Below are 20,352 nucleotides of genomic sequence, written 5' to 3' on the forward strand. Positions count from 1 at the left end.
TACAGCTCACCAAGAGGGAACCATTCCATGAGCAAAACCACCCTGTTCGACCTGGATGGCAAGATCGCTTTCGTCTCCGGTGCCAGTCGTGGCATTGGCGAGGCCATTGCCAAATTGCTCGCCCAGCAAGGCGCCCACGTCATTGTTTCCAGTCGCAAGATCGAAGGCTGCCAGGCGGTCGCCGATGCCATCGTTGCGGCCGGCGGCAAGGCGACTCCGGTAGCCTGCCACATCGGTGAGCTGGAGCAGATCCAAGCGGTCTTCGCTCAGATCCGCGAGCAATTCGGCCGATTGGACATCCTGGTCAACAACGCAGCAACCAACCCGCAGTTCTGCCATATCCTGGATACCGATGTCTCGGCCTTCCAGAAAACCGTCGACGTAAATATCCGCGGTTATTTCTTCATGTCCGTCGAGGCTGGCAAGCTGATGCGCGAGCATGGCGGCGGTAGCATCATCAATGTCGCCTCCATTAACGGTGTGACGCCAGGCAACTTCCAGGGAATTTATTCGGTCACCAAAGCTGCCGTGATCAATATGACCAAGGCCTTCGCCAAGGAATGCGCACCGCAGGGAATCCGTTGCAATGCGCTACTCCCGGGCCTGACCGACACGAAGTTCGCCTCGGCACTGGTCAAGAACGACTCCATCCGTGAAGAAGCGCTGCGCCATATTCCGCTGCACCGCGTCGCCGATCCCAGCGAAATGGCCGGCGCCGTTCTGTATTTGGCCAGCGATGCGTCGAGCTACACCACCGGCCTGTCGCTCAACGTGGACGGTGGTTATCTAGCCTGATCCGCCTGTTACGAAGAAAGGGAACCCTCGGGTTCCCTTTCTTCGCCTATACACGCCGTGCCGCTACCAATCCTTCATTGCCTGCTCGGCTGCGGCGTTTACCGGTTTCGCCAGCAGTCCCGTGGGTGCCATCTCCACTGTGTATTCTGCGCCATCTGCGATAGGCAGGTAGCTAAGCCGTCGGGGCTCCGCCTCGATGATCAGCGAGGCGCACTGGCAACGCTGCAGCCACGCCCAGAAATCCACTCCGACCTGGCTATGCCCGAGCTCTACATTAGGATGGCTAGCCTGATCCTGTTGCTCGACGGCGAGGTACCGTCCGGAGAGTTCCTCCAGCCGATAGCCGGGCTCCAATCCGATTAGCGTTGCCAGACCCTTCCAATGAAGCGTCCGCAGATCAAGTTGCCAGAGATCGCCTTCCAGCGTGACAAAGCGGATTTGCCGGCCCTCTTCCACCTTAACTTGGTAGCGCTGCTGGCCATCGGCCCGAAAGGACAGCGAAGCCAACGGCGCGCCTTGAGAAAGGGGTCGATAGGTCGTGACATCCCAAGCGATCAAGCCAATCAGGCCACCTAGTGCAAGGACCAACATGCCGATGGTGCCGCGCAGCCAGCCCAGCAACCAGTGTCCGCTGGCCAGCATGCGCACCGCTATCAATACGGTAATCAATGCGAGTGAAGCAACAACCACCGCGAGCCCCAGGTATTGCATCGACCGAGCTTCCCATAAATTTTCGACGAAATATTATCGACAGGCCCCGGTAGGGAGGCCAGCGCCATATCGGAACACTGCAGGCGAGTCGACATTCCGCGTCCGCGCTCTCGACAAGCCATACCCACCAACGCCGCCGATGCCAGCTCACCATTGGCTTGCGGCAGCGCAAGCGGCATCATGCGGCGCCTGTCTTCGCCGATCCGCCCATGAGTGAAACGCCATGCCGATGCTTGAATTTGCCACGGATCCGCTCGTACTAGCCGCCCTGATGGCCGTTGCCTTTCTTGCGGGGTTCATCGATGCAATCGCGGGCGGGGGCGGTCTCTTGACACTGCCGGCACTGCTCACTGCTGGCTTACCACCACACCTGGTGCTCGGCACCAACAAACTGTGCGCAACCTTCGGCTCGGCCACAGCGAGCTTCACCTTCTATCGCCGCAAGCTGTTCGATCCTCGTCAATGGCGTTTCGCACTCGTGGCCACCGCGACCGGGGCGGCGCTGGGCGCCGGTTTGGCACATCTGATCCCAGCTCAATGGCTTAACCAGTTGCTGCCTTTGGTGGTTTTCGCCTGTGGCTTGTATCTGTTAATCGGTCGGGTCCCGGTCACGCCCCTGGCAAATGCGGCACCGATCGCCAATGGCCGGCAATGGCCGCAGGGGCTGATGCTGGGTTTCTACGATGGCGTGGCGGGCCCCGGTACTGGGGCTTTTTGGACCGTTAGCAACATGCTGCTCTATCCGCTCGACCTGCTCAGAGCCAGCGGCGCAGCGCGCAGCATGAACTTCGTCAGCAACGGTATGGCGCTTGCGGTGTTCGTCATCAGCGGGCAGGTCGCCTGGGCACTGGGTATCGGGATGGGACTCGCCTTGATGATTGGCGCCTACCTCGGTGCGCGCACTGCGATCCAGGGCGGATCGAAATTCATCCGGCCGATCTTTCTCGTGGTCGTGCTGGTATTGAGCCTGCGATTAGCCTGGCAGCACTGGGTCGGGACGGCCTGAACGCCGAGCCAGGTACAGATCGATTAGATGGCGTGCGATTGACTTCGAAGCAGGCAGCGCCGGCAGATCATGAATGGAAAACCAGCCAGCATCCTCGATCTCTTCAGGCTGCATCACAATCTCACCCGATGCATATTCCGCGTGAAAGCCCAGCATCAAGGAATGAGGGAATGGCCATCCTTGGCTGCAGATATACCGAGGCTCGTGAATCGACACACCGACCTCTTCATGCACCTCACGTCGGACGCATTGCTCAACCGACTCGCCCGGTTCAACGAACCCCGCCAGCGTGCTGTAGACGCCCGGGGCGAATCGCGGTGAACGTGCCAGCAGTAGCTCATCGCCACGGGTCACCAGAACGATCATGCTCGGCGAAATACGCGGGTAATGATGAATGCCGCAGCTCTCACATTGCATCGCCCGCTCTGTCGGATGCTGGCGCATCGGATTGCCGCAGCTGCCGCAGAACCGATGATGACTGGCCCAGGTGCCAATCTGGGCGGCGAAGCCGAGCATGCGAAACCTGTCGACATCGTCATCCTGCATCATGAATTGACGTAGCCCCTGCCAGCCCGCACTCGGTATATCGACCGGGTAAGCCAGCTCCAGCAGGAACACCGGGTCACCATCGAAGTAACCCAGGCCCTGCTCACTGAGCAATGGCAGATCGAGGCGTTTCAGCCAACCTCTGGGAAACAGCACGCCATTGGCATCTGAGAGAAACCCTTGCTGGCAATGCACGACGGCCCAACCACCGTCACTTGACGGATCGAGCAGCGCCGGCTGCCAGCGCGGGTTCATCAGGCAGCCACCGGAAGGCCCAAGGCCCGAACGCTGTCCGTCGCGAGATCGAGCACGCTTGCGCGCGAATCGTCACGTCGCAGTATCGCGCCGCCGTCGAGGTAATATTCAAGGCTGGTCAGGGCATCGGCCAAGGTTTCGAGCATTTGCTCGGGAGGCATCTGTACGCCCTCGAGCATTTGCTTCTGGATAAAGTCGGCGCACGCGCCGATTAGCTCGGCAGCGCGATCCTGTTCAAGGAAACGTAAACCGCCACGAACCGCCATCAGACTGAAGGGGACATTAGCCAGGTGCAGCTTCTCCCCGTTGGACTCCAAATAGGCTGTGATGGCACGCTTGGCCAACGCCAGGCCGGCAGTCGCTTCCCCGATAACCACGATGCACGCTTCCGTGAGCTGGTGATTGGCGAATGCTTCCGCCTCTTGGCCAGGCTGTGCAGTCTGCAAACGTGTATCACGGCGTTCGCCGCGCTCCAGGCTCGCCACCATGCTCTCGACGTAGAGCACCGCATCGGCCAGCTTCAGCAGCGCCTGCGGACCGGGTGCCTGCTCAGCGCTCCACCCAGACACCACCACCAGTTGCGCGTGCAAAGTACTCGAGGCAGAAGAAAGCCCGACCATTCCCAGGGTTTTCGCCAGCTTGCCCAACAGCGTATGCAGGTTTGCGTACGACTCGACCGGCGCCGTCTGCCGCTCGATGAGGTCCAGTAGGTCCTTGAGGCCTGCGAGTTCCTCACGGATAGCCGAGGACAGGGAGCGCATCACGGCCTGGCCTGGGCCTGCGAGACGCTGGGATTCGTCCTCGAGAAGGTGATCGGTAAAGGGCAGTGAGCCGAGGGAGAAAGTTTCCCTGACCTGAGTTGCCATGGGTCCACTGCTTTCCGCCAGCGCAACCAGGTACAGCAACTCCTTGAGCAGGACACGCGGAGGCTCGTAGCCGGTAATGCTGCTGAGTTGACGAAGCTCCCGGTCGAGCCTGGAGAAAAGCTGCTTGCGCGATTGACGCGGCAGTAACTGGCCATCCAGTTGAGCTTCCAATGCAGCACTACCCAACCAGCACAAGCGACCAGCTGCGGTGTTGGCAAACAGAAGATCCAATCGATTGAGCGCTCGCCCCATCAGCTTGAGGCTTGCCGGGATATTGTCTTCACGAATGAAGCCAAGCAGCCCGACCTGATACATTTGCCGCAACCGCCGCGCTTCGATTGCACGCGCTGCAGGCTCTCGCACCGCCGCAACTACCGTCGGCCGCGCATGATCGAGACGGGCGCTGAAGAAAAAGCTTTCGGGTAACGGCGACTGCGCACTGACGAGTCGCAATGCATTGATCGGCGGCAGAAGCAGTTCGGGCATTTCCTGACGACTGGCGTCAACGCTTTCCAGATAACGCCCGAGCACGTACAGCGCATTGCTCAGCGCCGCCAGCTGGGTATCGCGATCCTCTCCTGCGCCGACCGGAATGTCGGTCGCCAACTGGAGTATTTCTTGCGCAAGCAATTCGGCCCCGGTCAGTTCGATGAGTTTGAGGGTGCCGCGAACTTGCTTGAGATTCTCGACAGCCTGCTGCAGCAAGCTGCCGTTGTTTCGATCGATGATGAAATGCTCGAGGCTCTGCTCGGCCTCCTCCATGGTAGCGAAAAGCTCATCGCGGACCAGGCTGAGTGAAGTAGCTCCGGTAACCATGCCTAGCGCGCCTCCCGCGCAACGTTTAAATGATGCATCAGTCGGCGAAATCCGGTTTCTGTTTGCTCATATAAGCAGCCATGGCCACCTTGAGGTCAGCCGACTGAAGCATTGCCGCGTTCCAGGTAGCGATATATTCGAGACCGTCATCGACACGATGGTCACGCATATAGCGGATCATCTCCTTGGTGCCGCGAATTGCCACCGGCGACTTCGCAGCGATCCCGGTAGCCAACTCGGATACGGCTGCCATCAATGTCGGCTGGTCGGCATACGCTCGATTGACCAGCCCAATGGACTGTGCCTCCAGCCCGTCAACGGTGCGTCCGGTGTAAGCGAGCTCGCGCATCATTCCATCGCCGATGATCCGTGGCAGGCGCTGGAGCGTCCCGACATCAGCCGCCATGCCCATATCGATTTCCTTGATTGAGAACTGCGCATCGAGCGTGCTGTAACGCATATCGCACGCGGCGATCAGATCGATCGCACCGCCAATGCAGTAACCTTGAATGGCCGCGATCACTGGCTTCCTGCAGTGATCCACGGCATTGAACGAGGCCTGAAGCTTTAGAATCTGGCGACGCAGACGCTCGGCGTTGCGGCCGACATCGCTGCCCATCTGGGTAGCAGCCTGTGCCAGTAGTTGCAGATCGATACCGGCCGAAAAATGTTTGCCCTCGCCTGATAGCACCACCACCCGGATATCATCGGTATCATCGATCCACTGAAAAATATCGACGACCTCGCTCCAGAACGCAGCGTTCATGGCATTGACCTTATCAGGCCGGTTGATCGCTACATGGGCGACCTTATCCTTCAACTCCACACGGAAGGCTTGATATTCAGTCACGCTATCATCCTCGACAGCCGAGGCACCTCAGTGCCTGAAACAGGTTGGACAGTCCCGCAACAGGGACTGTTCTCAGCCGAGCAACTATAACAACAGCCGGATGAAAGTCGATGCGGGACGTTGTGATGCAGCCCACGCCCTTGCGTATCATCGGCTTTGACAACCGGCCATATCGGCTCTACCAAGGAAATACTGTCCCCTCTAAAGGGTGCAGTCGACGGTGTAGCGCGCGCCGTCGGGGTGTTCCTCCCGCTGAAGCCCATGCACGTCGGCATCGAACCCGGGGAAGCGTGCTGCGAAACGTTGCGCGAAGTCCAGGTAGTCGAGTATCGAGCGTGTCTCCGCAGTGAATCGCTCTCCCGGCATGATCAGCGGAATTCCAGGTGGATAAGGCACCAACATCACAGCGGCGATGCGACCTTCGAGCGCTTCGATGGGTACCGCTTCGACCTCCCCTCGGACCAGCTTGTCGTAGGCGTCGGCGGGCTTCATCGCCAGTGCCGGCAATGCCGTATACATCCGCCGCATGGCTTTTGCGGTGGCGTTCTCGCGATAGCAGTCATGCAACGAATCGCACAGGTCCCGCAGGCCCATTCCGGCGTACTGGCTACCACCCGCCTGCACGACCGTCGGCACCGCGTCGCATAACGGCACGTTATTGTCATAGTGCCGCTTGAACTCCAGCAACTCGGTCAGCAACGTGCTCCACTTGCCCTTAGTGATACCCATGGAGAACAGCACCAGGATCGAATAGAGCCCCGTCTTCTCGACGACCAACCCTCGCTCCCAAAGGAATTTGCTGACCACCGCAGCAGGAATGCCGCGCTCGCCCAACTTGCCACCGGCGGTGAGCCCCGGCGTGACCAACGTGACCTTGATCGGGTCGAGCAGCACGTAGTCATCGGCGATATCGCCGAAACCATGCCAGTCCGCCTCCGGCTCCAGTAGCCAATCAGCCGTGACCAGTTCGTCCGCGCCATCCGCCGCGGGCGGCTGCCAGATGCTGAACCACCAATCATCCGCTGCCAGATGCTGCCGAAGATTGGCCAGTGCCCGACGAAAGCTCAGTGCCTCATCGAACGTTTCCTGAATCAGCGAACGGCCGGCGGGGCCTTCCATCATCGCCGAGGCCACATCGAGCGAGGCGAGAATTCCATATTGCGGGGACGTCGAGATATGCATCATGAAAGCTTCATTGAAGCGATCCCGATCCAGCTGTCGCTGCTCACTGTCGAGCACATGGATCATCGAGGCCTGACTGAACGCCGCCAGCACCTTGTGTGTCGAGTGAGTGGTGAACACCAGAGGCCCCTGCTCGCGCGTATCCATCCCGTACCGGCCGTCATAGAACTCGTGAAAGGCGGCGTAGGCGTACCAGGCTTCGTCGAAATGCAACACATCGACGCTGTTACCTAGGGTTCGCTTGATCAGGTTGGCGTTGTAACAGAGCCCGTCGTAGGTGGAATTGGTCACCACTGCCAGCTTCACTCTGGATGTTCGCCCGCGGGCCAGCGGATTGGCATCGATCTTGGCCTGGATAGATTCCGGTGAGAACTCCTCGAGCGGAATGGGACCGATGATGCCGAGTTCGTTACGTGACGGGGTCAGGTAGAGCGGAATCGCACCCGTCATGATGATCGAGTGCAATATCGACTTGTGGCAGTTGCGATCCACCAGCACTAGGTCGTCCCTTGCCACCATCGAATGCCAGACGATCTTGTTCGCTGTCGAGGTGCCATTGATTACAAAGAAAGTGTGATCCGCACCGAAATTGCGTGCCGCGCGGGCCTCGGCCGCCGCCAAAGGCCCAGTGTGATCGAGGAGCGAGCCGAGCTCCGGTACCGACACCGACAAATCGGAACGCAGCGTGTTTTCACCGAAGAACTGATGAAAAGCCTGCCCGACCGGACTTTTGCGAAACGCCACACCGCCGCCATGGCCCGGCGTGTGCCAGGAATAGTTGGAGTCGCCGGTATGCTGGACCAGCGCGCGGAAAAAGGGCGGCAGCAGGCCATCGAGGTAGGCACGCGCGGCCCGTGCCACCTGCCGTGCCAGAAACGGGACAGTGTCTTCGAAAAGATAGAGCAGCCCGCGAAGCTCATTCAGGTCAGCCATCGCTTCGGCTGGGGCATTCTCGATGGTGATCTGTTCCCCGAGCGCAAAGATCGGCAGCTGCGGTGCACGGCGCCGTGCGACGCGGATCAATCCCACCACATCCTGCAGCAACCGCTGATTCTCGCCCGCGCCTTCGGCAGCCACCAGAACGCAGGCTAGCCCGTGGTGCGTGGATGCAACGATGCGACCTTCAGCAGCACTTCCCGTAGGGAGGATATGAAAACCGTCCCGTTCAAGCTCGGCTGCAATTTCGCGTACCCGCTCGCCGGCGACGGTATCCGCCTTGATGTCGCGGTGAACGATAAGGATGGGAAACTTAAGGTCTTTATACATGGGTGCTTCCTGAAGGCGCTCCCCTCCAGCGTAGAAGCTTCGCACCCAAGCACCAAGCGTGAAATGCGATTGCGCCGCGCTGGCGCGGTACAGAGCGCTTCAGAGGCAAGGCTCAAGCCGGCAGGACTTCAGCCTCCAGTTCAGCGGGCTGCTCGAGCTGAACCCATAGCGGCGCGGCGCCAGCTGCCTTTTCGATGGCCTGCATGCGTGCCGCATGTGCAGCGGTTTCTTCGCCGTTGGCGCGAATCACCAGCGTGCTGGGCCGATCAGCCGGCAACCGGCGGATCGGTGTTGCCTGTTGACGGCCACCGTTTTCAGAGTCGGCGCCATCACCCGCCAGAGACAGGTTGGTCTGCCCGCCGGTCATCGTCAGGTAGACGTCCGCGAGAATCTCGGCGTCGAGCAGAGCCCCGTGCAGGTCGCGGCCCGAGTTATCCACGCCGTAGCGCTTGCATAGCGCATCGAGGCTGTTGCGCTGTCCCGGATGACGTTCGCGGGCCATCAGCAGCGTATCGAGAATGCCGCAGTGATCGCTCAGCTCTGTACGATCCTGCTGCCCGAGCAGGGCGAACTCGTTGTTGATGAAGCCGACGTCGAACGCGGCATTGTGAATGATCAGCTGCGCGCCCTTGATAAACTCGAAGAACTCATCAGCGACATCGCGAAACCGAGGCTTGTCGATCAGGAACTCGTTGGTGATCCCGTGAACGGCGATGGCGCCTTCATCTACTTCACGGTCCGGCTGCAAATACACGTGATAATGCCGGCCCGTAAGACGTCGGCCGATGACTTCGACACAGCCGATCTCGATGATCCGGTGGCCATCGGTCACCGGCATGCCAGTGGTTTCGGTATCCAGCACTACGCTACGCATATTCAATCCACTCAAGCGGTTTGTCGTTTGGCCTGTACTACGCCGCGATTGGCCAGGATATCGGCGCGCTCGTTGCCCGGGTGGCCCGTATGTCCGCGCACCCACTCCCAGCTCACCTGGTGGCGATTGACCTGCTCATCTAATTGACGCCACAGATCGGCATTCTTTACCGGCTGCTTGGCAGCTGTCTTCCAGCCACGCTTCTTCCAATTAGGCATCCAGTCATTGATGCCCTGCATCACATACTGGGAGTCGGTTACCAGCTTTACCTGGCAGGATCTCTTTAGCTCTTCCAGCGCGCGGATCGCCGCCATTAGCTCCATACGGTTATTGGTGGTTTCCGCTTCGCCGCCCCAGAGCTCGCGCTCCACGCCCTTGTAGATAAGCAGCGCGCCCCAGCCACCAGGGCCTGGATTGCCCTTGCAGGCGCCATCCGTATATATCTCGACCGTTTCATCGCTCATGAAGAATTATCTGCTCATTACTGTTCGGCATCGCGGCGGCTAACCTTCGCCACTGGCAGTGGCAGTAGCTGGCCCATACGCTCCCGACGGCTCTGGCGCAGAGGGCGCAGACCCACCATCAGCTTTCGCGCCACAAGCAGATAGAAACCGCCAGTAGGCAGCTGCAATCGCTGGCCAGCGATCTCCAGCCCGGATAATCGCGCCTGCCACTGCCCCGAAGAAAGCGGCGGACAATAGCACCCGAACCGACGTTTCTCCAGCGCGAATCCGAGCAGATTGAGCCAGTCGCCGACACGTGTGGGACGGATGCATCGCGCATGGCGAAAAGCCTTGCGCGATAGCAAACGCGTCGCACCCCAGGCACTCCAAGGGTTGACGCCGATTATCAGCAAGTGCCCACCCGGCCTGACGCTGCGCGCTGCCTCGCGCAGCAGGGCGTGCGGTGACAGACTGAAGTCGAGGCCGTGCTGAACCACTACGACATCGGCGGCATGTTCGCCGATAGGCCAATTCTGCTCTTCGCAAACGATCTCGACGCCCTCAAACGGCGGCCCCAATCGGACGCTGCGTTTGATCTTCTGCGGCTCGATCGTTGTATTGGCGAAGGGCCCGTAGTGCACCAGATAACTACCGAAACAACGAGATAGTTCCTGACCGATTACACGCTGCTCTTGATCGAGCAGCTGTCGGCCGGTTGGGCTGTCGAACCAGGCACTGGCCTCGTGCATCAGCGACAGCCAACGCTCATCCGATTTGGTACAAGACTCACTCATGGCTAGCCTCCGCTCATCGGTTTGGCCGATCCGATTGGAGCTACCGGTCGGTTCAAGTTTCCAATTCGGCTGTTAGGATGCGCTTTTGCTAATCACTTGGCGACCGGTACATATGTTGAAGATAGAAGCTCTGCCCGCCTTTACCGACAACTACATATGGCTCCTTCAGGATTCACAGCGCCGCCTCTGCGCGGCGGTGGACCCAGGCGACGCAGCTCCGGTCCAGGCATGGCTGGATGCCCATCCCGACTGGCACCTGACCGATATCCTGGTAACGCACCACCACCACGACCACGTTGGCGGAGTGCAGCAGCTCAAGGCCAAACACGGCGCAAAGGTCTATGGCCCGGCTACAGAAAACATTCCTGCCAGGGACGATGCCCTGATCGACGGGCAGCGTATTCGTGTGCTCGAGCATGAGCTGGAAGTGATCGAGGTGCCTGGGCATACCAGCGGGCACATCGCTTACTTCCATGATGATGCTCAAGAGCCCTGGCTACTGAGTGGCGACACCCTGTTCGCGGCGGGCTGCGGACGCTTGTTCGAGGGCACCGCGAGCCAGATGTTCACCTCATTGCAGCGGCTGGCGGCTTTGCCCGCGAAAACTCAAGTTTACTGCACCCATGAATACACCCTGAGCAATCTGCGTTTCGCCCAGGCGGTTGAACCAGGCAACGCGGATATCGCAGGACGCCTGGAACAGGTCATCCGTTTGCGAGAAGCGAAACGCATAACCTTGCCCTCTGATCTGCGCGCCGAGCATGCTACCAACCCCTTCCTTCGCAGCGCCGAACCTGGCGTAGCAGCAGCGGCTAGCCAACATGCAGGTCGTACACTTGCTACACCAGAGAGCGTGTTCGCGGCACTACGCGCCTGGAAAGATACGTTCTGAAAGGAAGGTCGACCAGTCCCCAAAAACGAGGCGTTGGGTTGACCCACCAGAACGGCGTTCCTACACTCCCCCGAATTTGCGCCAAGGGAAGCCTGTAGCCAATGCCGTCTGACTTTTCGAATAGCCCTCGTCCGGACGCCTTGGCAGCCTCCGGCCGGGCCCTGGCGCTAGCAGTTTGTCTCGCTATCACCGGTTGCCAGAGCACCGCTTCGCGCGCACCGACCGGCAGCGATACCCAGGTGCGCGCCGCGCCGCTGGTTCAGGAGACCTTCTGGCTCACGGAAAAGAAGCCGACGCCTGCGACCCATTCGGACATCTGGGATCGCATCAGGCACGGCTTCAAGCTGAAGGACCACCTGGACAGCAATCCTCGTATACAGCAACAGCGCCTGCTTTTCTCCAGCCGGCCGAACTCCATCGAGATGGCCAGCGAGCGAGGCAGCCCTTACATCCACTACATTGTCGAGCAGCTGGAAGAGCGCGATATGCCGCTCGAGCTGGCACTGCTGCCCATAATCGAAAGCGCTTATAACCCCTTCGCCTATTCTCCCGCCCAGGCTATGGGACTCTGGCAATTCATCCCCTCGACCGGCCGTCACTTCAATCTGCAACAGACCAGCTGGTATGACGGCAGGCGCGACATCACCGCGTCCACCACCGCGGCGCTGCGCTACCTGACTTACCTGCATGGCCTGTTCAATGACGACTGGCTGCTGGCTTTGGCAGCCTATAACGCCGGCGAAGGCACCGTCAGCCGTGCCATCGAGCGCAATCAGAAGCTTGGCTTGCCCACCGATTACTGGAATCTGCCCCTTCCCCGCGAGACACGCGACTACGTACCCAAGCTGTTGGCACTCTCGCAGATGGTGCAGAGCCCCGAGGCGTATGGCCTCGATTTGACCCCGATTGCTAACGAGCCCTACTTCGAAGTGGTAGCGCTGAAGCAGCGCATGGATCTCGCCAGGGTCGCCGAAATGGTGGACCTTGAAGAAGACGAGATCTACCAGCTGAACCCGGCGTTTACCCACCGCATCACGCTGGATGGCCCCCAGCATTTGCTGGTCCCGAGCGCCAAGGCCGAAATGTTCGCGGCCAACCTGGCGCTGATGAAGCCGCAGGATCTAGTCGACTGGCAGCAGTATAAGGTGCGCCCTGGAGACACGCTCGGTGCGATCGCCAACAGGCATCGTCTTTCGGTCAACGTCATTCGTGATATCAACCGGCTTCGCAGCGATCGCCTGCAGATCGGCCAAGTGCTGAGCATTCCTCAACCGACCGAAACAGGACAATCGCGCGAGCTCTTGCATGCCGTTGCACGAAGCCAGCCGGCACCGCGCAGTTATCGGGTCCGCAAGGGCGACAATCTCTGGGAAATCGCCAAAACGCAGAAAGTTTCGGTACGTGACCTACAGCGCTGGAACAACCTATCGGGCAGCAATATCAAGGTAGGCCAAGCATTGTTTCTGCAAGCGGCCGGAAGCGATAAGCGAGCCAAGCCCGCACCGACCTATTACAAGGTCAAGAAAGGCGATTCGCTTTATGAAATCGCCAAACGCTTCAATGTACGGATCAATAACCTGAAGACCTGGAATCCCAGGGATAGCGTGATGCTCAAGCCAGGCCAGACCCTTACTCTGTATCTCCCGCACTAAGCCCAGCAAGCAGGCGCGCCTTCAACCGCGCCTGCTCAACGCTTCGAGACAACGTCCGGCCAGCTGCGTGAAGCGCTGGAAAGCGACAAACTGCTCATGCTTCAGCGCACGCCCCGATATCCGGTTGTCCGCGTAGAGCACACCGATCTCACGCGGGCCTGCCATCAGCGGCCCGATTAAGAACATCCCCTTACCCAAATGCTGACGAAGCGGTAACGTCACCAGCTCGTCGAGGTTATAGCTTGCCGGCACGCCCATCCACAGTGGCTGGCGCTGACGAAGCACATAGCTAAAAATGTGTGCTTGACCCGACGGATCAGCAGGCAGGACGAATGTTTCCAGCCAGGGCTGAGTCTGCTCCCCCGCGACCCGTTTGGCGCGAAACGTCGCCTGCTTATCGGCGAGAACCGTCAGCATCACGCGCTCCAACCCTGCACCTTCGTGCAACCCTTTGAGCAAGGCATCAAGAATCAGCCCGACGTCGCCGCGACTGGAGGCCATCATCCCTAGATCCTGCATGGCCTGCTGCATCAGCAGCAGATTCGGCTGCAAGTGGCTTGCCTTACGCTGCGCCTGCTGCAGCTGCACTTGCTCAGGGTCGGTGGAAGGAATCAGCTTGCAAAGCCGACTGGCGCCGAACGTCGTTGCGACATTGACCGCCTCATCAGCGCTGGCGAGGATCTGCTGCATCGCATCCGCCTCGGAGATGCCGCTAAATGTGGCCAGTTCCTTGACCAATTCTTCCATCTCCGGACAGCCCCACCCATTCAAGGCAGCGGCGCCAATGCGAACACCCAGGCTCACCGAGTGCACAGCGGGGTCGCGCATATTGGCCGAACTGTGGGCGAGACTGGCGAGCTCACCGATATTCCAGCTCTTGATCAGTCCCAGATTCAGCTGACGGAAACTGGTGCCAAGCACCCTCTCCACAGCCTGATCATGATCCGTATCGGTGGCTGCCAACGCCTCGCCGAGCTCATCGGCCTGCGCGCCACCGCAGCCCCAGAAAGCAAGCTCGCCGACCTCATGGAGTAGCGCCGCAATGAACACTTCCTCCTCGTGCTTCGTTAGAACGTAGCCGGCAATATTTCGCGCCTGCACTGCAGCGTGAAACGAACGCGCCAGCAGTTCCTGCAGTTGCTGGCGTGGTGCACGATCCAAGAGGCCGTCGATAAGGCTGACGGATAGACTGATCAGACGAACATTATCGAAGCCGATCATAACGATGGCTCGGGAAATAGTTTTGATGGTTTCCTGCGACGGGTTGTAGTAACTGCTATTGCCGACCCGAAGCACTTTGGAAGTCAGCGCGGCGTCGCGCAGCAACACATCTGCGAGCTGCTGTACGGATGCATGCTCCTGCTCCGTGAGTCGTTGCAGGTCCTGCACGACCGCCGCCAATGCCGGTAACTCGGACTGGTTCAAGCGGTCTATCCATGACTGCAAACCATAGCTAGTTTCACTCAAAATCTGCGACCTCACCCAACGATCGGGCGGCTGAAAGGAAAGGCAGTTTGCCCAGATAGTCGGCCTTTTTCCAGCGGATACAAGCTGTTACTGTACTCCGCCGAAAAGACTGAAAGCGCCATGGATCGGATTCACCGTTTAATGCGACCCATCCTATTGTTATTGAGCTGCCTGGGATTGAGCTTTCCGTCGTTCGCGACCATCAGCGAAAGCCACGGTTACGCGCAGTTTGGTACCCTCAAGTATGCGGAAGACTTTGCCCATTTCGATTGGGTGAATCCCGATGCGCCCAAAGGTGGTCGCGTGCGACTGATGGCCTCCGGCACGTTCGACACGCTCAACCCTTATACATTCAAAGGGACCAGCCCAACCGCGACGCCTGGTTTCTTCCAGTACGGCATCAGCGAGCTGAACGAGCCACTGATGGTAGGCACCGGCGTTTACGACCCCTCCGGCGACGAACCGGCTTCGGCGTACGGGCTTATCGCGGAAACCGTCGAGTACAGCGACAACCATAGCTGGGTAGTCTTCAATCTGCGCGACTCGGCACGTTTCCATGACGGGCAGCCGATCACGGCCTATGACGTAGCCTTCTCCTATCGGTTGCTCATCAAGGATGGCCATCCCCGCTATCGCACCGACTTGCAGGGCGTCAAGCGTGTCGACATCCTCAATCGACATCGGATCCGCTTCGTCTTCGACAAACCTGACAATCCACTGCTGATCATGCGACTCGGCGAGCTCCCCGTATTACCGCAACATTATTGGAAGGACCGCGACTTCCGCGCGACGACGTTCGAGCCGCCACTTGGCAGTGGGCCCTATCGAATCACTGACGTCCAGCCGGGACGTCAGGTGACCTTCGAGCGAGTAAAAAACTGGTGGGGCGCGGAACTACCAGCCAATCGCGGCAAGTACAACTTCAACAGGGTCGAGGTCGAGTTCTACCGTGACAGCACGGTTGCATTCGAAGCATTCAAGGTGGGTGAGTTCGACTTTTATATAGAGCATCAGGCAAAAAACTGGGCCAACGGTTACCAGTTTCCGGCGGTTCTGCGCGGAGACGTGATTCGCGCGGAAATCCCGCATCAAATCCCAACCCAGACGCAGGCGCTGTTCATGAACGGGCGCCGGCCAACCTTCGCCGACATCAAGGTGCGTCAGGCGCTGGGGATGCTGTTCGATTTCGAATGGACCAATCGTGCGCTGTTCTACGGTGCCTATCAGCGCAGCGAAAGCTACTACCCGAACAGCGAATTTTCGGCGACCGGCACACCGGAAGGGGGCGAGTGGCTGCTGTTGTCCCCGTTCCGCGACCAACTGCCGCCACAGCTTTTCACCGAGCCATTCACACTACCGACAACCGATGGGCGTGGCATCCCGCGCGATACTTTGCGCAAGGCGTTGGCGTTGCTTGAGGACGCCGGCTGGAAGCTGACGCCCGATGGCCTTCGCGACAAGGCAGGTCATGCTTTTCAGTTCGAGATCCTGCTGGTCAATCCACGGCTCGAGCGTATTCTCCAACCCTACGTGGAAAGCTTGGCGCGCGTCGGCATACAGGCTCGCTTGCGTAGCGTTGACGGGGCGCAATACAAGCAACGCCTGGATCAGTATGACTTCGACATAATCCTGACTACGCTGGGCCAGAGCCTCAGCCCTGGGCTCGAACAATGGTTGTATTTCCATTCCAGCCAAGTAAACGTCAAGGGTGGCCGTAACTATGCCGGTATAGCCAACCCAATCATCGATAAGCTGATCGAGAAACTACTGGTCGCCAAGACCCGCGAAGAGCAAGTTGCCGCAGCACGTGCCATCGACCGCGTCCTGCTCTGGAACCACTACACGATCCCCAACTGGTACATCAGCTATCACCGCTTGGCATATCGCAATCGGTTCGCCCACCTCACCACGCCGCCGTACACGCTCGGGCTGCGCGCCTGGTGGCTGAAGGACCTGGAGAAGGCTAAATGACACGAAACCTATATTCGTCGATCCTGCATGCCGGCGCGCTGGCTCTCCTTTGTCTCGCAGGAGCGGCCCAAGCGGCACCTCGACACGCATTGACCCTGTATGACGAGAAGCCCAAGTACCCGGCGGACTTTTCCCACTTCGACTACGTCAACCCGGACGCGCCGAAGGGAGGAACGCTGCGGCAGGCTGGCTTCGGCAGTTTCGATTCACTCAACCCTTTCATCAACAAAGGCGTAGCCGCGGACGATGTCGGTCTCGTCTACGACACCCTGACGACCAATAGCCTGGATGAGCCCTTTACCGTTTACGGCCTGCTGGCAGAAAAGATCGAGAAAGGTCCCAATAATGAATGGGTACGTTTTCATCTGCGCCCCGAAGCACGCTTCCATGATGGCGAGCCGGTTCAGGCCGAAGATGTGGTGTTCACCTTCGAGACACTGATCAGTAAGGGGGCGCCGCATTACCGAGGCTACTACGCGGACGTCGAGAAAGCCGTCGTCGAGGGGCCGCGTCGCGTCCGCTTCGATTTCAAGCATGCGGGCAACCGGGAGCTCCCTTTGATTCTCGGACAGCTGCCAGTCCTGCCCAAGCATTGGTGGGACGAAAGGGATTTCACCTCCGGCAGCATGGAGCCACCGCTGGGCAGCGGCCCGTATCGAATAGAAGGTGTAGAGGCTGGCCGCTCGGTGCGCTATACCCGCGTCGACGATTATTGGGGCAAAGATCTGGCGGTCAATCGGGGTTTTTATAACTTCGATCACGTGCAGTTCGATTACTACCGCGACAACACGGTAGCGCTGCAAGCCTTCAAGGCGGGACATTTCGACTATTGGCTGGAAACCAGCGCGAAGAACTGGGCCACTGCCTACGATACCGAGGCGGTCAGAGACGGGCGGATCACCAAGGAAGAGATCGCCAACCATAATCCGCAAGGCATGCAGGGCTTCATCTTCAACACCCGCAGGCAACATCTACAGGACGTCAGGGTTCGGGAAGCCCTGGCGCTGCTTTTCGATTTCGAGTGGACTAACCGCCAGTTATTCAATGGCGCCTACACCCGAACCACCAGCTATTTCGATAATTCGGGGCTCGGCTCCTCAGGACTGCCGAGCGAAGAAGAACTGAGCATTCTCGAACCCCTGCGAGGCCAGATACCCGACGAGGTGTTCGAAAAGCCATTTGAGCTGCCTCAAACCAACGCCGACGGCATGATCCGCGAGCAGCAGCGTCGTGCCTATGAGCTGCTCACTGCAGCGGGTTGGAAAATCGAGAACGACCGCATGGTCGATGCCGACGGCAAGCCGGTCAAGCTGGAGTTTCTGCTGGTTCAGGCGGATTTCGAACGGGTGCTACTGCCCTACAAACGCAATCTTGCCGGCCTCGGTATCGATCTGGAAATCCGCCGGGTCGACGTCTCCCAATACATCAACCGGCTTCGCTCACGTGACTACGACATGATCGTCAGCGGATTCGGCCAGTCCAGCTCTCCGGGCAATGAGCAGCGCGAATACTGGCACTCGGCGAGCGCGGATAACCCCGGAAGCCGAAACTTCATCGGACTGAAGGATCCAGCAATCGACACGCTGGTTGAAAAGCTGATTGCCGCTGACTCACGTGAAGAGCTGATCACCCGCACGCGCGCGCTGGATCGCGTGCTGCTTTGGGGTCACTACGTGATTCCGAACTGGCACATTAAGACCTGGCGCGTTGCCTACTGGAATCACCTGGCACACCCCGAAACCACGCCCCGTTACGATATCGGCCTGATGACCTGGTGGCATAAGCCCGACGTGGATACACCTGATCCCGAACCGATCGGCGACGAACCAACCGTTGAATCAGACACCACCCGAGCAGCGGAGCAATAGGCATGCTCGCGTATATTTTCCGACGACTGCTGCTGATCATTCCGACCCTGTTCGGCATCCTGCTGATCAACTTCATCATTATCCAGGCTGCGCCCGGTGGCCCTGTCGAGCAGGCAATCGCCAAGCTTGAGGGTTTCGAAGGTGCCACAAGCCGCATCGCGGGGGGCGGCTCCGAGGTCGCCACCGGAAGCAACAGCTACCGCGGCGCGCAAGGCCTGGATCCGGATCTGATCGCCGAGATCGAGCGTTTGTATGGCTTCGACAAACCGGCACCGGAGCGCTTCTGGATCATGCTCAGCAACTATCTGCGCCTGGATTTCGGCGAAAGCTTTTTTCGCGACGCGACAGTGACCGAGCTGATCATCGAGAAGATGCCGGTGTCGATCTCGCTGGGATTGTGGAGCACCCTGATCATGTATCTGGCGTCGATACCGCTGGGCATCGCCAAGGCGACCCGTCATGGCAGCCCGTTCGACGTCTGGACCAGCTCGGCGATTATCGTCGGCTACGCAATTCCGGCATTCCTGTTCGCCATCCTGCTGATCGTGTTGTTCGCCGGCGGCAGCTACTGGAACTGGTTCCCGCTGAGGGGACTGACCTCAGGCAACTTCGACGAGCTGACACTTACCGGCAAGATCATCGACTATTTTTGGCATTTGGCGCTGCCGGTCACAGCGCTAGTCATCGGCAACTTCGCGACGCTGACCCTGCTGACGAAAAACAGCTTTCTCGACGAGATCAACAAGCAGTACGTGATCACGGCACGGGCCAAGGGTTTGAGCAAGAATCGCGTGCTCTACGGTCATGTCTTCCGCAACGCCATGCTGATCATCATTGCCGGTTTCCCATCGGCGTTCATCGGCATGTTCTTTACCGGCTCGCTGTTGATCGAGGTGATCTTCTCGCTCGACGGCCTTGGCTTGCTCAGCTTCGAAGCTGCAATCAACCGCGACTATCCCGTCGTGTTCGGCACGCTGTTTCTTTTCACCCTGCTCGGGCTGGTGGTCAAGCTGATAGGCGACCTGACCTATACCCTCGTCGACCCCCGAATCGACTTTGAAAGCAGGGAGGCCTGACATGACGCTGTCGCCGCTGAATCAGCGTCGCTTCGCCCTGTTCAAAGCGCACAAGCGCGGCTGGTGGTCGCTATGGCTGTTCCTTACACTGTTCATCCTGAGCCTGGGTGCCGAGCTGATCGCCAATGACAAACCGATCGTGGTGCGCTTCGATGGTGGTTGGTACTTTCCAGTATTCAAGCGCTATCCCGAGACAGTGTTCGGCGGCGAGTTTCCATTGCAGGCCGACTACAAGGGCCCCTACATCCAGGAGCTGATCGAGAAGAAGGATGGCTGGATGATCTGGCCACCGATCCCGTTTCACCACTCCAGTATCAACTACGACCTTCAGGTCCCGGCGCCCGCCCCGCCATCCTGGGCTAACTGGCTGGGCACCGACGACCAAGGGCGCGACGTACTCGCCAGAGTCATCTACGGATTTCGCATATCGGTGTTGTTTGCGCTGACGCTGACCCTCATCAGCTCAGTGATAGGCGTGATCGCCGGCGCGCTGCAAGGTTTCTACGGGGGCTGGGTCGATCTTGTTGGCCAACGGGTACTGGAGATCTGGTCCGGATTGCCGGTGCTCTACCTGCTGATCATCCTTGCGAGCTTTGTGCAGCCTAATTTCTGGTGGCTGCTCGGCATCATGCTGCTGTTCTCATGGATGAGTCTGGTTGATGTCGTCCGCGCCGAGTTTCTGCGGGGCCGCAACCTCGAGTATGTGCGCGCGGCGCGTGCATTGGGCATGCGCAATGGGGCCATCATGTTCCGCCACATCCTGCCCAATGCGATGGTTTCGACCATGACTTTCATGCCATTCATCCTAACCGGCGCGATCGGCACGCTAACCGCTTTGGATTTCCTTGGCTTCGGCTTGCCACCTGGCGCGCCATCACTTGGAGAACTGGTGGCACAAGGCAAAGCCAACCTGCAGGCTCCGTGGCTGGGCATCAGCGCCTTCATGGTTCTTGCCATCATGCTGACCCTGCTGGTGTTTATCGGCGAGGCTGCTCGCGACGCCTTCGACCCAAGGAAATAGC

At 59.3% G+C, this 20,352-nt stretch carries 17 protein-coding genes; 8 read left to right on the forward strand and 9 right to left on the reverse strand.

Annotated features, from left to right (window positions below):
* The first annotated feature begins 27 nt into the window (after window positions 1–27).
* The gene (locus H3028_RS17200; RefSeq protein WP_131648659.1) at window positions 28–795 is read left to right on the forward strand and encodes an SDR family oxidoreductase; all 768 of its coding nucleotides are present in this window, start codon (window positions 28–30) and stop codon (window positions 793–795) included.
* A gap of 63 nt (window positions 796–858) precedes the next feature.
* Here H3028_RS17200 and H3028_RS17205 read toward each other — a convergent pair whose 3' ends face one another.
* Entirely contained in the window at window positions 859–1,506 is a 648-nt protein-coding gene (locus H3028_RS17205) for a hypothetical protein (protein ID WP_181298449.1), read from the reverse strand.
* 223 nt (window positions 1,507–1,729) lie between these two features.
* Between H3028_RS17205 and H3028_RS17210 the strand changes: the two genes are divergently transcribed.
* A complete protein-coding gene (locus H3028_RS17210) occupies window positions 1,730–2,512 on the forward strand; it encodes a TSUP family transporter (protein ID WP_181298450.1) in 783 nt (260 codons plus the stop codon).
* Here H3028_RS17210 and nudC read toward each other — a convergent pair.
* From nudC to H3028_RS17245, 7 genes are all read right to left on the reverse strand, one after another.
* A complete protein-coding gene (gene nudC, locus H3028_RS17215; RefSeq protein ID WP_181298451.1) occupies window positions 2,480–3,313 on the reverse strand; it encodes an NAD(+) diphosphatase in 834 nt (277 codons plus the stop codon). The two genes, H3028_RS17210 and nudC, sit on opposite strands and share 33 nt — an antisense overlap.
* Window positions 3,313–4,995, reverse strand: coding sequence for a ferrous iron transporter B (locus H3028_RS17220; RefSeq protein ID WP_181298452.1), 1,683 nt, complete (start codon window positions 4,993–4,995; stop codon window positions 3,313–3,315). The genes nudC and H3028_RS17220 overlap by 1 nt, the downstream gene beginning before the upstream one ends.
* Window positions 4,996–5,032: 37 nt before the next feature.
* A complete protein-coding gene (locus H3028_RS17225; protein ID WP_181298453.1) occupies window positions 5,033–5,845 on the reverse strand; it encodes a crotonase/enoyl-CoA hydratase family protein in 813 nt (270 codons plus the stop codon).
* A 201-nt stretch (window positions 5,846–6,046) separates the two neighbouring features.
* On the reverse strand, window positions 6,047–8,293 hold the full coding sequence (locus tag H3028_RS17230; RefSeq protein ID WP_181298454.1) for an arginine/lysine/ornithine decarboxylase: 2,247 nt from the start codon (window positions 8,291–8,293) through the stop codon (window positions 6,047–6,049).
* 112 nt (window positions 8,294–8,405) lie between these two features.
* Window positions 8,406–9,167 (reverse strand): DNA polymerase III subunit epsilon, encoded by a 762-nt coding sequence (dnaQ, locus tag H3028_RS17235; protein WP_181298455.1) that lies wholly within the window; start codon window positions 9,165–9,167, stop codon window positions 8,406–8,408.
* Between the two features lie 11 nt (window positions 9,168–9,178).
* Entirely contained in the window at window positions 9,179–9,631 is a 453-nt protein-coding gene (gene rnhA / locus H3028_RS17240; protein ID WP_181298456.1) for a ribonuclease HI, read from the reverse strand.
* A 17-nt stretch (window positions 9,632–9,648) separates the two neighbouring features.
* Window positions 9,649–10,404, reverse strand: coding sequence for a class I SAM-dependent methyltransferase (locus H3028_RS17245; protein ID WP_181298457.1), 756 nt, complete (start codon window positions 10,402–10,404; stop codon window positions 9,649–9,651).
* 112 nt (window positions 10,405–10,516) lie between these two features.
* On the opposite strand from H3028_RS17245, the gene gloB reads away from it, so the two are divergent.
* A complete protein-coding gene (gloB, locus tag H3028_RS17250; RefSeq protein ID WP_181298458.1) occupies window positions 10,517–11,296 on the forward strand; it encodes a hydroxyacylglutathione hydrolase in 780 nt (259 codons plus the stop codon).
* 101 nt (window positions 11,297–11,397) lie between these two features.
* Window positions 11,398–12,948 (forward strand): LysM peptidoglycan-binding domain-containing protein, encoded by a 1,551-nt coding sequence (locus H3028_RS17255; RefSeq protein WP_181298459.1) that lies wholly within the window; start codon window positions 11,398–11,400, stop codon window positions 12,946–12,948.
* A gap of 21 nt (window positions 12,949–12,969) precedes the next feature.
* On the opposite strand, the gene H3028_RS17260 is transcribed toward H3028_RS17255, so the two are convergent.
* Window positions 12,970–14,415, reverse strand: coding sequence for an HDOD domain-containing protein (locus H3028_RS17260; RefSeq protein ID WP_375154428.1), 1,446 nt, complete (start codon window positions 14,413–14,415; stop codon window positions 12,970–12,972).
* Between the two features lie 141 nt (window positions 14,416–14,556).
* Between H3028_RS17260 and H3028_RS17265 the strand changes: the two genes are divergently transcribed.
* From H3028_RS17265 to H3028_RS17280, 4 genes are read left to right on the forward strand one after another with little or no spacing between them, the layout of a single operon-like run.
* Window positions 14,557–16,386: an extracellular solute-binding protein gene (locus tag H3028_RS17265; RefSeq protein ID WP_181298460.1), complete on the forward strand. Its 1,830-nt coding sequence runs from the start codon at window positions 14,557–14,559 to the stop codon at window positions 16,384–16,386.
* Window positions 16,383–18,254 (forward strand): extracellular solute-binding protein, encoded by a 1,872-nt coding sequence (locus H3028_RS17270; protein ID WP_181298461.1) that lies wholly within the window; start codon window positions 16,383–16,385, stop codon window positions 18,252–18,254. Before H3028_RS17265 ends, H3028_RS17270 begins: the two co-directional genes overlap by 4 nt.
* Before the next feature lie 2 nt (window positions 18,255–18,256).
* Window positions 18,257–19,330: a microcin C ABC transporter permease YejB gene (locus H3028_RS17275; RefSeq protein ID WP_181298462.1), complete on the forward strand. Its 1,074-nt coding sequence runs from the start codon at window positions 18,257–18,259 to the stop codon at window positions 19,328–19,330.
* 1 nt (window position 19,331) lies between these two features.
* Window positions 19,332–20,351, forward strand: a complete 1,020-nt coding sequence (locus H3028_RS17280) for an ABC transporter permease (protein WP_181298463.1) — start codon at window positions 19,332–19,334, stop codon at window positions 20,349–20,351.
* The last annotated feature ends 1 nt before the right edge of the window (window position 20,352 follow it).

Source organism: Pseudomonas sp. Q2-TVG4-2 (genome assembly GCF_013620795.1).
Lineage (GTDB): Bacteria > Pseudomonadota > Gammaproteobacteria > Pseudomonadales > Pseudomonadaceae > Stutzerimonas.